At 36.8% G+C, this 15,432-nt stretch carries 13 protein-coding genes; 7 read left to right on the top strand and 6 right to left on the bottom strand.

What is annotated here, in order from left to right; genetic code table 11:
• Nucleotides 1-16: 16 nt before the first annotated feature.
• Nucleotides 17-2,071, bottom strand: coding sequence for a single-stranded-DNA-specific exonuclease RecJ (gene recJ, locus WJM97_RS04715; protein WP_353931890.1), 2,055 nt, complete (start codon nt 2,069-2,071; stop codon nt 17-19).
• A gap of 547 nt (nt 2,072-2,618) precedes the next feature.
• On the opposite strand from recJ, the gene WJM97_RS04710 reads away from it, so the two are divergent.
• From WJM97_RS04710 to WJM97_RS04700, 3 genes are all read left to right on the top strand, one after another.
• Nucleotides 2,619-3,737, top strand: a complete 1,119-nt coding sequence (locus WJM97_RS04710) for a fatty acid desaturase (protein WP_353931889.1) — start codon at nt 2,619-2,621, stop codon at nt 3,735-3,737.
• Nucleotides 3,738-3,905: 168 nt separating this feature from the next.
• Nucleotides 3,906-4,544 (top strand): lysophospholipid acyltransferase family protein, encoded by a 639-nt coding sequence (locus tag WJM97_RS04705; protein ID WP_353931888.1) that lies wholly within the window; start codon nt 3,906-3,908, stop codon nt 4,542-4,544.
• A gap of 95 nt (nt 4,545-4,639) precedes the next feature.
• Nucleotides 4,640-4,936 carry a DUF2288 domain-containing protein gene (locus tag WJM97_RS04700; RefSeq protein WP_353931887.1) on the top strand — a complete coding sequence of 99 codons (297 nt, stop codon included), beginning with the start codon at nt 4,640-4,642 and terminating at the stop codon, nt 4,934-4,936.
• A 70-nt stretch (nt 4,937-5,006) separates the two neighbouring features.
• On the opposite strand, the gene WJM97_RS04695 is transcribed toward WJM97_RS04700, so the two are convergent.
• Nucleotides 5,007-6,923 carry an SPFH domain-containing protein gene (locus tag WJM97_RS04695; RefSeq protein WP_353931886.1) on the bottom strand — a complete coding sequence of 639 codons (1,917 nt, stop codon included), beginning with the start codon at nt 6,921-6,923 and terminating at the stop codon, nt 5,007-5,009.
• 16 nt (nt 6,924-6,939) lie between these two features.
• The gene (locus WJM97_RS04690) at nt 6,940-7,653 is read right to left on the bottom strand and encodes a DUF1449 domain-containing protein (RefSeq protein ID WP_353931885.1); all 714 of its coding nucleotides are present in this window, start codon (nt 7,651-7,653) and stop codon (nt 6,940-6,942) included.
• A 256-nt stretch (nt 7,654-7,909) separates the two neighbouring features.
• Here WJM97_RS04690 and WJM97_RS04685 point away from each other — a divergent pair, with 256 nt between their 5' ends.
• On the top strand, nt 7,910-8,875 hold the full coding sequence (locus WJM97_RS04685; protein ID WP_353931884.1) for a hypothetical protein: 966 nt from the start codon (nt 7,910-7,912) through the stop codon (nt 8,873-8,875).
• A 42-nt stretch (nt 8,876-8,917) separates the two neighbouring features.
• Here WJM97_RS04685 and WJM97_RS04680 read toward each other — a convergent pair whose 3' ends face one another.
• A complete protein-coding gene (locus tag WJM97_RS04680) occupies nt 8,918-9,067 on the bottom strand; it encodes a DNA cytosine methyltransferase (protein ID WP_353931883.1) in 150 nt (49 codons plus the stop codon).
• Nucleotides 9,068-9,139: 72 nt separating this feature from the next.
• Between WJM97_RS04680 and WJM97_RS04675 the strand changes: the two genes are divergently transcribed.
• On the top strand, nt 9,140-9,769 hold the full coding sequence (locus WJM97_RS04675) for a restriction endonuclease subunit R (RefSeq protein WP_353931882.1): 630 nt from the start codon (nt 9,140-9,142) through the stop codon (nt 9,767-9,769).
• 25 nt (nt 9,770-9,794) lie between these two features.
• Here WJM97_RS04675 and WJM97_RS04670 read toward each other — a convergent pair whose 3' ends face one another.
• Together WJM97_RS04670 and dcm are read right to left on the bottom strand one after the other, a co-directional pair.
• The gene (locus WJM97_RS04670) at nt 9,795-10,874 is read right to left on the bottom strand and encodes a HaeII family restriction endonuclease (RefSeq protein WP_353931881.1); all 1,080 of its coding nucleotides are present in this window, start codon (nt 10,872-10,874) and stop codon (nt 9,795-9,797) included.
• Nucleotides 10,875-10,902: 28 nt separating this feature from the next.
• Nucleotides 10,903-11,913, bottom strand: a complete 1,011-nt coding sequence (gene dcm / locus WJM97_RS04665; protein ID WP_353931880.1) for a DNA (cytosine-5-)-methyltransferase — start codon at nt 11,911-11,913, stop codon at nt 10,903-10,905.
• A gap of 177 nt (nt 11,914-12,090) precedes the next feature.
• Between dcm and WJM97_RS04660 the strand changes: the two genes are divergently transcribed.
• Together WJM97_RS04660 and WJM97_RS04655 are read left to right on the top strand one after the other, a co-directional pair.
• A complete protein-coding gene (locus tag WJM97_RS04660) occupies nt 12,091-14,520 on the top strand; it encodes an endonuclease MutS2 (protein ID WP_353931879.1) in 2,430 nt (809 codons plus the stop codon).
• A gap of 235 nt (nt 14,521-14,755) precedes the next feature.
• Nucleotides 14,756-15,364, top strand: a complete 609-nt coding sequence (locus tag WJM97_RS04655; protein WP_353931878.1) for a DUF3038 domain-containing protein — start codon at nt 14,756-14,758, stop codon at nt 15,362-15,364.
• The last annotated feature ends 68 nt before the right edge of the window (nt 15,365-15,432 follow it).

Genomic DNA, 15,432 nt, shown 5'->3' with positions numbered 1-15,432 from the left:
TCTTTACTGCCACCTATCACCTATTCCCGGATAAAGCCTGAATAGCAGCTTGAATAATACCATCATATTGAGGTAAAGATAAATCTACTGCTTTGGCATTGTCACGATTGACACCTAACAAACCTAGTTTATTTTCTGGCTGCATAACTAATACCTTACCTGCGCTATTTTTAATTCTTAATTCTGAATCCGCACCGTTTTGATAAATTCCACAGGTGTATTCACGTTGTTTATATGCAAATTTTGTCGGTTGAGAAAATTTTGGTGTAGTAAATAATTTTTCCACCTGTTGGGGAAGTCTGACACCAACTAATTCCATTTCAATATTATTGTTACCATTAAAGTTATTTTCCCGTAGTTTATAAGCAACATCTAATCTTGTTGGTAGGGGAAAATAATCACCCCAACGCCAAGCTATCCCTTTAATTTCATATCTTTGATTATCTATAGTTTGAGCTAAGATTACTTTCAGGTGATCTCTACTTTTACCCACAGTTTGCTGTTGAATTACTTGAACATCAGGAGTCCAAAATACAGGATCTGGGTTTTCAATCCCGCAAGGATGGAGAATATTTAATTGTTGGAATAAATCTTGATTAATTTGATTAAAATTTGCTTGAGCATCTATTTTTAGTAAAGGTTTGAGGTGTTGAATTTCTAAACATTGATTAGCAAATTCCGATAAACGCGATCGCAAAGCTGGTAAATTATCTACTGGTAAAGAAAATCCTCCCGCGGCTTTATGTCCTCCATATTTACCTAACAAATCATGACTATATTCTAAAGCATCAAATACATTAAATTCCGGTATTCCTCGCGCGGAACCACGAATCATATTGTCATTTTCAAAAGTACCAATAAAAACTGGAACTCCATAACGTTCTAATAGTCGAGAAGCGACAATACCAATTACTCCATGATGCCAATTATCTTTGATAACAACTAAAATCCTGTCTTTGTGTAAATTTTCTACATATAAATCTTCCACCAGTGCGATCGCTTCCTGTTCGATTTCTCCGCACATTTTTTGACGTTCAGAGTTGATTTGTTCACACTGCATTGCTCTTTCTAGAGCAATTCCTATATCATCGGTAGTTAGCAATTCTATCACAGTTTGCGGGTTGCCAATTCTACCAATAGCATTGATTCTGGGACCCAAGCGAAAACCAATATCATCAGGTTTTAAAGATTTAGAATTTTTAGGATTTTGATGGTTTTCCCCTTCACTTGCTTGGACTCCAGCAACTTGAATTAAAGCTTCTACTCCGGGTACAGTAGATTTAGGTAATAACTTTAAACCCCGTTTTACCCACCGCCGATTTACACCAGTTAAAGGAGCTAAATCAGCAATAGTTCCTAATGTAAATAAAGCCAACATGGGTTTAACTAAACCTTTTAACTCTCCCATTTGTTGGGCTAAAGAGACAGCTAAAATATAGGCAACTCCTACACCAGCTACACCACGGTAAGGGGAAGATTCGGCGATTAATTTCGGGTTGAGAATTGCATCAGCAGGAGGTAAATTTTGGGGAAGATCATGATGATCTGTAATAATAACTTTTAAGCCTAATTCTTTAGCTCTAGCAATCGGTTCAAAAGCAGCAATACCATTATCTACCGTGAGAATTAAACCTACACCTTCACTTTTGAATTCTTCCACAATTCGTTGATTAATACCATAACCTTCGTGCATCCGACTGGGAATAGCATAATCAACATTTGCACCTAAAGCGCGGAGACTGCGTAATAATAAAGCCGTGCTAGTCATACCATCGGCATCATAATCACCACAAATAGCGATTTTTTCTTGATTAGTAATAGCAGTTTCTAATAATTCTACACTGATAGCTAAATCTGGGAAATCTTCCCAAGGAGAAGGTAAATTTAAAGATTCAGGATTGATAAATTTTGCTGCTGTTTCTGGTGTTTCCATACCCCGATTAATTAACAACTGGCTGATAATGGGGGATATATTACTTACATTCGCTAGTTTTTCGGCTAATTCAATATTTGCTGGGGCAATTTGCCAACGTTGAAGAGGTAAACGTTGAATAGGTTTGTCATTTGTCATCGGTAATTAGTTATTGCTAATATTTATTATTCTTTTGAGTCCTAACTTCTACTATAAAATAAAAGTACATCAATAAAACGCCTCTACAAGAGTTTTAATTCACGCGCATTTAATTCTCGGAAATGTCTATTTTATAAATAAAGCTCTGGCTTGTCACAGACTACTGTAAACAGAAGATATTAACAATTTATATATCATTTAACCCGTTCAAGTCTTAAATTTACCCCAATTAACTAACAAAAAGCGATCGCCATAGCTTATTCTAGACCATAGTCCTATTCAAATTATTATCCGTGACCAGAGAACGCGAACTCTTGATTAGTTTGGCACTTTACCACGCTTTTAAGTGTTTGGTGGTTAGCCCCATAACTAACTACTGACGAATAAGGACAAATAACAAAAACTGCGTGGGTATTTCCCGAACAAGGTTCTCTTACTTTGCTGTTTAGCTGTGAATTAAAGCCATGTAATTTATAAAAATCAAGCTTACACTTCCTGAACATTACTGAAAATCCAGCATAATATCCCTTTCAAAAAAACAATCTTCATGAATACTGTCAATCAAACAATTTGGATGACGCAAGCTGACTATGCTAAAAAGTTGCGTCCTTTACTACCAACAGAGGCATTTTTACCTGACAAAAATAAAGTATTTATTTTGTTAATTAATCTAGCAATTTTGATCATGGGTTGGGGAATTGCCAATCATCTGGATGATTGGAAGTGGTATTTTATTTGGCTTTATTTACCACTGTCATTAGTGATGGGTAATAGTGTGATTGTCCTTCTTTTTAGCACCCATGATTTATTACACAGCCGCACAATTAGAAATCCTTGGTTGAAGAAAGTAATTAGTTTATTGGGACTAACAATGTTATGGATGCCACCAACTTTATGGAAAGCAGTACATAACCGAGAACATCACAATAAAACCAATTCTTTGCAAGATCCTGATCGCAATTATTTAGATAGTCAACCTAAAACTTGGGGGAAATGGATTCAGAATGCTTTTGTTCCTTCGGCTGAAGTTAATTCCATCTTATTAGTAATTGGTATGGGTCATGCTTGGGGAGTTCACGCATTTCGTAATTTGACCTCAGTGTTATTTTTTAATAATGGCAAAACCCAATACCCGGTAGTGGCTTTTACTGTAACTGAGAAGGAAAGACGGACAATTGCTCTAGAGTTATTAATCATTATTGGCATTCATGCCAGCATTTTAACTTGTCTGGAATTTCATCCTCTCAAACTTCTCCTCAGTTACTTTTTACCAATTTGGATAGGTTATGCAGGTGTAATTTTTTATATCTATACGAATCATTTGTTATGCCCCATGACCAAGGTAAATGATGTGTTGATCAATAGTCTTTCTATACGGGTTCATCCACTATTTGATCTATTACATTTTAACTTTTCTTACCATACCGAGCATCATATTTTCCCTGGATTAAATTCAGATTATGCGCCAATGGTACAAGATTTGCTAAAAACATATTATCCTGAGCGTTTCAATTTATTGAGTGCTGGTCAGGCATGGCAATTGATGCTAACCACACCCCGACATTACAAAGATGATCATACTTTTACAGATTGGTCTGGAAACAAGTCCGTAAACTGTCTGATTCCAGATCAAGACTCTGCGATTAAGAATGCAGCAGAGAATTAGGTAGTAGGAACAGAAGGTTGAAAGTTTCTGAGCATGAGGCTTTCTTCTGAATACTTTGTAATTTATGTACCTGAAATGTACTTTGGTGTTTCTAAATGATGGGTTTGACTAACGCAAAGTGATCGCCATAGCTTATCCTAGACCATAGTCCTATTCAAATTATTATCCGTGACCAGAGAACGCGAACCCTTTATTAGTTTGGCACTTTACCACGCTTTCAAGTGGTCAGTAGTTAGCCCCATGCTACACGCTTACTTTGGGGGGAAAATCTATGGGGTGGAAAATGTCCCCAAAACTGGTTCTGTGGTGGTAGTCAGTAACCATGCAAGTTACTTTGATCCTCCCATAGTTGCTAATTGCATCCGTCGGCCAGTTGCATACATGGCTAAGGAAGAATTATTTAAAGTGCCTGTTTTAGCCCAAGCAATTAAATTATACGGTGCTTATCCTGTTAGTCGTGGTAGTGCTGACCGTGGGGCTATTCGAGCCGCTTTGGAATATTTAGAAAACGGTTGGGCTGTGGGTGTGTTCTTAGAAGGAACTCGGACAGAAGATGGTCGTATTCATGACCCTAAAAGAGGTGCTGCATTGTTAGCAGCAAAAGCAAAAGCACCTTTATTACCGGTGAGTTTATGGGGAAGTGAAAAGGTGCTTCAAAAAGGTTCGCCTATTCCTCGTAAAGTTCCGATGACTATTAGAATTGGTGAATTAATTGATGCACCAACTTCCACAAGAAAGGATGAATTAGAAAGTGTTACTAACAAATGTGCAGATGTAATTAATCAAATGCACGACTTAGGAAGATAAGTAAGTTGGCGTGAAAATGACTAACAATTAATGACTAAAAGTTCACAACTTTATGTATAATCAATATTATAATAATAAAAAAATTGTGAAAAATTATGTCGGATTTGAAAGAACAATTAAAAGCAAACTTAGATGAAGCAGAATGGGATTGGTTAGTTCCCCACGCTCAAAGGGATGCAATAATTGTTGTCACAGATGGTTTAGATATATTGGATGTGGGAGAAGCGATCGCTAGTGATAATCTTCCTGCTGTACAAAATTGGATTGATGAACAATTGCTAACTAAACCCACACCAGAACAGTTAGGAAATTGGAACAGCGATCGCGCTAAAAGATTTAATGCTTTAATTGTTGAACCCTATGTTTTAATTCAAGAAAAAACTGCTAGTTAATCAATATTTTAACATTGAGTAGATCCCTAACTTTTGGAAGAAGTCAGGGATCTGGGTATTAATTGAAATATCAATTAACTTGTTGATCCTGATTATTTAAACTAGATGTTGTAACTGAGTGATTATTTTGATTATTTACTGCTTGACTAACTTGCCCAATTAAATCACCTAATTTCCCATCTTCCAAGAGGGTGTTAATTAAAGAAAGTCCGCTAGTTGATAATAACAACTTGTTTATATCTTGACTGCCGTTATTACCGTTTGCACCGGGGAAAGAATAAATGCGAGTATCTCCTAAAACTCCTGGTTGTGGTGCTAAAGCGGTCATGATTTCTGGGAGTTTTTCTGCTAATTCTGGCCAAATCGTGGTGAGTATTTTGGCACTTAAATTAGCATTACTAATGCTATTTTCCGCTGTAATTTTAGCTTGAATACCTTCAGCTTCTGCTAAGTCTTTATCACGATTTGCATCGGCAAGAATACGAATTGCTTCTGCTTCTAATTCCGCTGCTTCCTGGGCAATTTCTGCTTGACGACGACGACGGAAAGCGTCAATTTCCACAACGTTGCGATCGCCAATACTCCGTTCCTGTGCTTCTCTTTCGGCAACAATAATAGATAGGCGTTTCTCCCGTTCCGCTTTTTCAACTTCACTGGCAGTTTTTACCGACTCTTCCGCTTGTGCTTGTTCCGCTTGGGCTACAAAACTTTCCCGTTTTTTATTAGCAATTGCTATAGCTACATCTTCCTGCGCTATTCTCGCTAATCTTTCTGATTCTACTATTTGTACTTGTGCTTTCAGTTTACCAGATTCCACACTTTGTTGACGGGAAATTTCGGCTATTTCTGCTTCTTGTTTTTGTAATGCTTGGGCTACTTTGAGTTGTTTATTCCGTTCTTCTAAAGCAATATCCGCTTCAATTTGACTTTGTTGTAAACCTAATTTTCTGCGAATTTCTTCCTCTTCCACGGATTTTTCTTGCAAGATTTTGGTTCTTTGTACTGTCGCAGCTTCTCGATCTTTCGCTTCTTGAATTTCCCTTTCTCGTTGTGCTTTCATGGCTTCAACTTGCAATTTTTGAGCTAATTTTGCACTTTCTTGTTCTTGGGCAATTTGTAGCGATCGCTTTTGAGCATCTAGTTCTTTTTGTTCTATTGCTACTTGGGTAGCTAATTCTACTTCTCTTTTTTGTTGAATAGAACGTTGGATAATTTCCGTTCGTAACCGCACACCTTGAGCATCAAAAAAGTTATCAGGATCGTAGGTAACACTTTCTAAGATTTCCGAAATGGCAATGTTATTTAAAGTTAATCCTACTTTCTTTAAATCTGTTCCTACTAAATTCAAAACTTCCTGTGCAAAACCTAATTTATCGGAATCAATTTCTGCTAAATCTTTTGTTTTCGCAGCCGCTCTAATGGCATCATCAGCCCTTTTTTCTAAGGCATCTTTGATATCATTAGGTGTGATTTTTGTCCCATTTTGAGATAGTCTTGCCGCTGCGGTTAAGACATCATCTTCTGAGGCATTGATACATACATAAAATGTAACTCTAATATCTGCTCTCAGGTAATCTTTGGTTCTCACTGCTAGTTTTCCAGTGCGTTCTACATCAATAGACATTTCTCGTAAAGGTACACGAGTTAATTGATGAAAACCTGGTAAAACAATACAACCACCATAGAGAATTACCGATTTCTTCTTAGTAAATAATCCTCCAGTTCTCACAAATGCTTCGTTATTGGGTGTGACTACATAAACTCTGGTGTAAGCAAACAGACTTAATAACAGTAAGATCACCAAAAAAACTATCACACCCGGAAATACAATTCCCCCGTTAATTTGGGCTAAAGTCGGTTGAGTAGAAATGGGAAATTTAGGATGAATTGTGGTTGAATATTCTGTTTCTGATTGTAACTGTAATGATGATATTTGTTGAGTATCAACAGTTGGTAGAGCCTGAATAAATGTTAACCAAAAAAGCATTTTTCTTGTCCTTAAATTAATTTTGATATTTAGATTCTGAGTTATTTAACCAATGTTCTTCATCTACACTATCCTTGGCGATCACTAGATAATTCTGCTGTTTAATTTCAAGGACAATGACTTTTTCTCCTCGTTGTGGAGCGATAGTTGCCCATTCTGGAATAACAGCATTAAGAGTTAAAAAATTACCTTTTGAATCGAAAATATCAACTTGACCAATTTTATTGATATTTTCTGCGGGAATATAAACAGAACTCACAGTACCAATGCAACCAATTAGGCGATCGCTACTCGCATCTTCACTAAATTCAGCAAACATTTTACTGATGGGTTTAGCTATCAATTTACCTAGAAATAAACTGATAATTAAAGATATCAAAAAAATGGCGATCGCTATTAATGAAAATGGTTGATTTTGATTACTTCCTCCCCACCAAACATTTAACATCCAACCAATCACACCCCACAAACTTAAATCAGTTGCCAACATTAATATTAATGGAGCTTTGCCAATACCAGCCCATGCTAGAAGTTCTCCAAACCCTAAATCAATGTTAGCTTCTATATCTAAATCTGCATCAGTATCTAATTCTGAATCTCCTCCTATTAAAATCATCAATAGGAAAAGTATTATTCCCGTAGCCAGGAAAATCCAATAAGGTAAGTTAGCTGGACTAAACAGCATATTTTCTCCTGCAAGATATTCTTTAGCAGGTATTTTTATGAGCATCTGTATTTATCCTATGCCTGTTTATCAATAAATGTCAATATTAAATATCTATTTTTTTAGGATTAATTAACAATTTTAGATACTTGATATAAAAAATATTAAGAATATTAACAAAATAGATAAATTTAATTTTATAGCATGATAACAAGGTCATCAGTTACTACTTGAATAATTGATAAATTATTTATTAGTCATCTTCAGTTAGAATAGATATTAAATAATAAATTGAATAAATATCAGACTTTGACTTAATTTTATGACCAGACAACTCCATGATCAACTAGCAAAAGAATATCTAGAGGAAATATTAACACCACTAGGTAGTGTGACAGCTAGCAAAGATGTCAAAAGCGAAGTACAAGAAATAGATGTTTGGTTTGTACCGACAAGTACATCTATCAATTCAGAATTAGGAATATTAGGAAAAATGGCAGTTACAAGCTGTTTATTTGAACCTTACCGTAATGCTCCTAATGAAGTAGAAATTAGAAGTTGTTTGTTAAAATTGTATAGTGTACAGAGTGATTTATTGCGAGAAGCAAAAAGAGAAAAACGTTCTTTATCAGCAGCAGAATCACCATATTTATGGATTTTAACACCAACCTGTTCAGAAAGAATCCTTGAAGGTTTTGGAGCGACTGCAAAAGAAGGATGGGAAAAAGGAGTTTATTTTCTGCCAAAATTATTAAAAGCGGCTATAGTTGCTATTAATCAGTTACCCATCACAGAAGATACACTATGGTTAAGGGTACTAGGAAAAGGTAGAACTCAAACAGAAGCTATCAGCACAGTAGTTCAACTCTCGAATGGAGATGAAAAATGGGATAAATTAGTAGAAATGTTTGCATCTTGGCGTAAAAACTTAGAATTGAATAGTAGTGTCAACGATGAAGAAGTTAAGGAGTTAATTATGAGTTTATCACCAGCGTATATCAAACAACGGGAAGCATGGAAACAAGAAGGAATAGAAGAAGGAAGACAGGAAGGAAGACAGGAAGGAAGACAGGAAGGAAGACAGGAAGGAAGACAGGAAGGACAAGTAGATGGACAGCGTTTAATGGTAGAGAGTTTGTTAGCAGTACGTTTTGGTAATTTAGATGAGGAATTATCTACTGTTGTCAATCAAATGATGGAACTTTCTTTAACTGAGAGAACGCAATTGTTACTGAATTTATCTAATCTTTCTCGTCAGGAATTGTTGGCTAGGTTTAAGGCCGATTAGATTTATATATAGGGTGGGTTGTAAACTTTGTTCTCACACACCCTATAATACTTTTCCCAGCATTGCATTTAAAACCTCACGTACAACAGCCATAACACAAGGAATAGCTACAGAATTACCCGCTAATTTCCTCATAGCTTGATAACTACCAATAATCTGATAATCTTCAGGGAAACCTTGTAATCTTAGCATCTCCCTTTCCGTTAATCTTCTTAGCATATAATTATACTAAACGAAAAACTACCCATTATCTATTTCCAAATTATGGCAAAGACACTCCAATCAAGAGATATTGATTTACGGTACTTAATTGATAACTTTGGGATTGAATTAGTTTTAGATGAAAAATTCTTTCCAGAATGGCAAGAGGAATTACCAGAAATTACGGATTTAGATAAACAACTTTTAGACAAAGTGAAAGCTGGTTATTTGAATCTGCTCAATTATCCCCCATTGCTAGAAGATGTTGTTCGGATGGCAATTGTAGATCCAATCCTTTTTATTGGTGATTTTTACTTATCTCCTTTTTATGTAAAATCAGAAGAATCTATAGATATTGCTGTACCAAATGAAGACGTAATCATCAAAGGTAGAATGGATATTTTAGTTTTGAAAGATCAATTTTGGGTGATGATTATTGAATCAAAAAAATCCTCTTTTTCTATTGAAGAAGGACTTGCACAAATTCTTTCTTATATGTTAGGTAATCCCTATCCTGATAAACCGAGTTTTGGGATGATTGCTACAGGTAGCGAGTTCATTTTTGTGAAATTAGTCAAAGGAAATCCACCTCGTTATGCTTTATCAAAAGGTTTTTTAATGCGTAATCCTGGAAATGAATTATATGATGTGCTGGGTATTCTCAAGCATTTAACGCAATTGGTGAATGATTAAATCAAGAATCTGCTATATTTTTTGACTAAAAATTTATATCAATGTCTGTCACCCAAACCTTGTCTACAGACATTGAAAGATATTCATGCTCTTCTAAAAAATCTATCATAGCACTAGCTTGTGGAAACTCTGCTTTAAAACTATTTACTAAACGATTCATAAGAGGTTGTGCTGTTTGACTGGAAAACTTACCGCGCAAGCAACGCTCATACCAGTTAATTAATTCAGACTCACGTACAATACCACGAACTCTTTGTCCCCAACTAATTTGTTTAGTGATAACTTCTATAACTTCTGCATCTGCATCACAACATACAATCACAATATTATCACTTTCTACTTGATCAACAATTTTTTCAGCTAAATTTTTATTCAGTGTCATGTGTTTAACTTGAATTGCCGGACCGAAGTTAGTCCACATATCCAAGCCTCTATCAGCTGCATTTGTAACACCTACACGATATATATGAGCAGGAAATTCCCAGCTTTCTTTTCCTATTTCTAAGCCCAGCAAAACACATACCAAATCTGAAAATTCTGCAAGTAACTCTTTGCTGCTTGAAGGAATACTAACTTTAATTGTTGCACCAAGAGCCACGACAATTGTTTCAAAAAGGCTGTAGGTAATGATTTCATAAGTTTTGTCAATGCTGCGTCTTACTTGAATATCTTTGATAAATTTGTCTAGTAAAACACTCAATTTAAAATCTTGTGGTGACACGTTTTCTATAAAAGAAATAATACTTCCAACAGTTTCTTGTCTTTCATTGAACTTTAAATAAATATAACGCTCAACACATCCATTAGTGCGTTTGTTTTCATTGTCTAGAATAGAAAGTAATTCTGGGTACATTGCACTCAAATTCCACACATCATGCTGGTATCTTGCTGAAGATGTCGAAATTTTTCCTAATAAACGTTTTGTAACTGTATTACGCCAATGAATTGAGGGATTTTGGTATGTATTAATATTTGTAATATCAATATCACCAATCAGGCGTAAATACCTCAAAACCTCTGCAATTTGAATAGGCTTGTAAAAGTCTACTCTTGCTTTTTTGATAATACTATCTAATCTTTCTTTTGCAATTTTAACGGTAGACATATCTCTCTCATATTATTAATGTATATATTCAGATATCCAAGGACAAACTTAATTGTTTTGGACTACAGATTTGATTGGCATTTGTATTAATTTCTTTCCCTAACATCACACTCAAAACCCCACGCACAACAGCAGCAACACAAGGAACAGCAACAGAATTACCCGCTAATTTTCTCATCCCTTGATAACTACCAATGATTTGATAATCTTCAGGGAAACCTTGTAACCTTAACATCTCCCTTTCCGTTAATCTTCTTTCCCCATTCACCAATAAATAATTATAAGAAGCTCCCGCCCTCAAAGCACAGGAATAGGGATAAACACTAATATTTCCACCTTTATTTTCATGCCAAATACTCATTTTATAATCATGAGATTTTCCCTGACGTTTGGCTAACCGATTATTTCTAATTTTCTCAGAAGCATAATAAAATTCATCAACGTTATTTTCTAAAACTTCGGTTAAGGGTTTCATTTTTAAACCACCCTCTGTCCAAACAAAATTAACTTCTTCCTGAAAACCCACAATAAAAATTCTTTCCCGCTTTTGTGGTACACCAAAATTCAGAGCATTCAAAACCCGATAATCAGCATGATATCCTAAATCTTTGATAGCTTCCATAATCCTTTGTAGAGTTTTTCCCTGATTATGTCCTTTTAATTGTTTGACATTTTCTAATACAAAAGCAGTAGGTTTTTTAGCTTCTAAAATCCGAACTATATCAAAAAACAAAGTACCACGAATATCATCAAAACCTTTCATATCTCCACAGATACTAAAAGGTTGACAGGGAAAACCAGCAAATAAAATATCATGTTCAGGAATATCTTGAGTGTCTATTTTGGTAATGTCTCCTGTGGGTTGTTCACCAAAATTTGCTGCATAGATTTTTTGAACATGAGGATCTATATCACTGGAAAAAACACATAATGGTTGAATATTAAACTCTTGACATACTATTTCTGTAGCAATGCGGAATCCACCCATTCCACAAAATAAGTCTAGAAATTTCAGAGATTTTTTGATATTTTGGGTCATTTTAATTAAAAACCGCAGTTAATAAGAATTTAAAACAATAGCATTTTTTACGTATTATTACACAATGCTACTCCTTTTTTCCTTACTTTCTGCCTTTCCGTGAAATATAAAAACCTAGCTGACTATCATCAGAGGGTCAATAATTGTTAACATAATTTAAGATTAGATGTGAGAGCCTTGATCCAGTCCGAAACCTTAGAACTACTAGAATGGCATCGCCTTTGCCAGCACCTTTCCACCTTTGCGGCCACTAAGCTAGGGGCAATAGTTGCCCGTGCCTTACCTATCCCCACAACTCTAGAGGAAAGCAAGGAGTTGTTAGCACAAACTAAAGAAGTCTATCAATTAGAAAGCCGACTGACACCAGGGTTATCCTTTGATGGCATTCAAGATATTGGTGACTCCCTGGAAAGAGCCGAACTACAAGGTATTTTATCTGGGGAGGAATTGTTGGCGATCGCCACGACTCTTTATGGAGCGCGAAATTTACGGCGGTTAATTGACAACCAGCAAGATGTACCTATTTTAACTGAGTTAGTAGCAGAGTTACGGACTTATCCTGAGTTAGAACAAGAAATTCATCGCTGCATTGATGAAAGAGCGCAAGTTACAGATCGCGCAAGTCAGAAATTAGGGGAAATTCGGGATAGTTTGCGGAGTTTACGCAGCCAAATTACTCGGAAACTGCAAAATATCATTCAGGTAAAATCCGGCGCTTTACAAGAACAGATTATTACTCAACGGGGCGATCGCTATGTTCTGGCAGTCAAAGCTCCGCAAAAAGACGCAATTCCTGGTATTGTTCATGACACCTCCACCAGTGGCGCAACTTTATATATTGAGCCTAACAGCATTGTGCAAATGGGCAACCAATTACGCCAAGCTGTGAAAAGAGAACAGGCGGAAGAAGAGATTGTACGTAGAAAATTAACTGAACAAGTCGCCGCTGTTAAACCAGATTTAGAAAAGTTATTAGCAATAATTACTACTTTGGATTTAGCTACAGCTAAGGCTAGGTATAGTTTTTGGATTGGTGCAAATCCTCCCCGGTTTATTGATCCGCAAGCACAGGAAATTATTACCTTACGGCAATTACGGCATCCTTTGTTAGTTTGGCAACAGCAACATGAACAGGGACATCCAGTCATTCCCGTAGATTTGTTGATTAGTCCCCATATTAAAGTTGTCACAATTACCGGGCCGAATACTGGGGGAAAAACTGTAACTTTAAAAACCTTGGGTTTGGCAGCTGTCATGGCTAAGGTGGGTTTATTTATTCCTGCCCGTGAACCAGTGGAAATGCCTTGGTTTGGTCAGATTTTGGCTGATATTGGTGATGAGCAGTCTTTACAACAAAGTTTATCCACCTTTTCCGGGCATATTCGCCGCATTAGTCGGATTTTAAATGCTCTGAGCGAGGGAACAGGCAACAGGGAACAGGAAACAGAGGAAGAAGATATTTCTCCCCCTCATCCCATACCCCAAAGCCTAGTATTACTAGACGAAGTGGGAGCAGGTACAGATCCGGTAGAAGGTAGTGCTTTGGCGATCGCCCTACTTAAATATCTTGCTGATCATGCCCAGTTAACCATTGCTACCACTCACTTTGGGGAATTGAAGGCTTTAAAGTATGATGATATTCGCTTTGAAAATGCCTCAGTAGAATTTAACGAAGCTACCCTTTCACCTACCTATCGCTTATTGTGGGGTATTCCCGGACGTTCCAACGCCTTAACCATTGCTTTGCGCTTGGGGTTGAAACCAGAAGTGATTGAAGCGGCTAAAACCCAAGTCGGAGAAAGCACCGATGAGGTAAACCAGGTAATTGCTGGATTAGAAGCCCAAAGAAAAAGTCAAGAAACCAAAGCTGCCGAAGCCCAAGAATTATTAAAGCAAGCCGAGAAATTATACAAAGAAGTTTCTCACAAAGCCACAGTTTTACAAGAGCGAGAAAAAGACTTGCGAGCTTCCCAGGAAGTAGCGGTACAAAAAGCAATTCAGGAAGCAAAGGGAGAAATTGCCCAAGTAATTCGCCAATTACAAAAAGGTAAATCTACAGCCCAAGACGCACAAAAAGCAACAAAATTATTAAGTGAAATTGCTGATAAATATCAACCAGCACCGCCACCCAAACCCAAACCAGGGTTTATACCCAAAATAGGCGATCGCTTACGAATACCCAAATTAGGACAAACAGCCGAAGTGATTACCGCTCCCAATGCCGATGGGGAATTAACAGTGCGTTTTGGCATCATGAAAATGACAGTGCAACTACAAGACGTAGAGTCTTTAGACGGACAAAAAGCAGAACCCATCAATAAACCAAAACCAGCCCCAGCCACACCAGCACCAACGCCAACCTTAACCATTCGTACCTCGAAAAATACCATTGATTTACGCGGAAAACGGGTAGCTGATGCCGAATATATCTTAGATAAAGCAGTTTCAGAAGCCGCAGGACCACTTTGGATTATTCATGGACACGGTACTGGTAAACTAAAGCAGGGAGTTCAAACCTTTTTGCAACAACACCCCAGAGTCAGCCACTATGAAAGCGCAGAACAAGCCGATGGTGGTACAGGTGTCACTATTGCTCATGTAGGATAGGAGTCAGGAGAATAAATTATTACTAATCACTAATCACCAATCACCTCTTCCCCAGTCTTTACCAAAACATCACGAATTTCTCATATTGCAACAAGAAATTTTCATCTAAAGTAAAACCAAGATACCCGCTGTTGACTAAACTGATTTAAGGCTATATGGAAAGTAAAATATTTTCATACTTAATGGTCTGTTTCAAAAAAGGTAACAGCAATAGCCATTATTCGCCTGATATCCTATGCTAAAAGTTATGCAATCGGCCACCAATTCAGCCACATCCAACTCCCAGTGGGAAGAGTTAAGCCAATTTCCGACACCAAACTCAGGTGCATGGGACAATATTAAAACCCAATTAGATTTGATCCTTTTGGCACTGGAAACTTTAACTGGTCTTGGTTCAGATTCTATGTTGTCTGCGGCTATAAATCTTCATCTAGAGTCAAAATTACCAGATCGAGTTGCATTGTGGCGACTGCGCCAATCTAACCCGATTCGTAAAGGACAAGGAGGGCGGAAAAAGCTGGATGTAGATGAGGCGCGATCGCTAGTTTTAATTACCTGCTATTTAGCTAAACAACATCAAGAGTTAATTCGCCGTGCAATTGGGTTATTAGAAAAAATAGCCGCCAAAAATCAAGAACCACACCAGAATGCTTTACTAGGAGACTATATAGATGCTTTTTGCAATACCTATCAGGAAAGGATGGAAGAAGATGAAACAATCTCCACAGATTTACTGACTAATTTAGCGATAAAATTGCTGGTAGATTTGCTGTTTTACAGCGCCCCTACCGGACATCGCCGACTGTGGTTAACTTTGCTAGATCGTTCTACAAAACAATTTTAGATTGACGATTTGAGATTTTTAATTACTCATTCAAAATCCGAAAATTTCTTTTGTCCCCATTCCCATTC

Source organism: Okeanomitos corallinicola TIOX110 (assembly GCF_038050375.1).
Taxonomy (GTDB): Bacteria; Cyanobacteriota; Cyanobacteriia; order Cyanobacteriales; family Nostocaceae; genus Okeanomitos; species Okeanomitos corallinicola.
This window is presented reverse-complemented; position numbering and strand designations above follow the sequence as displayed.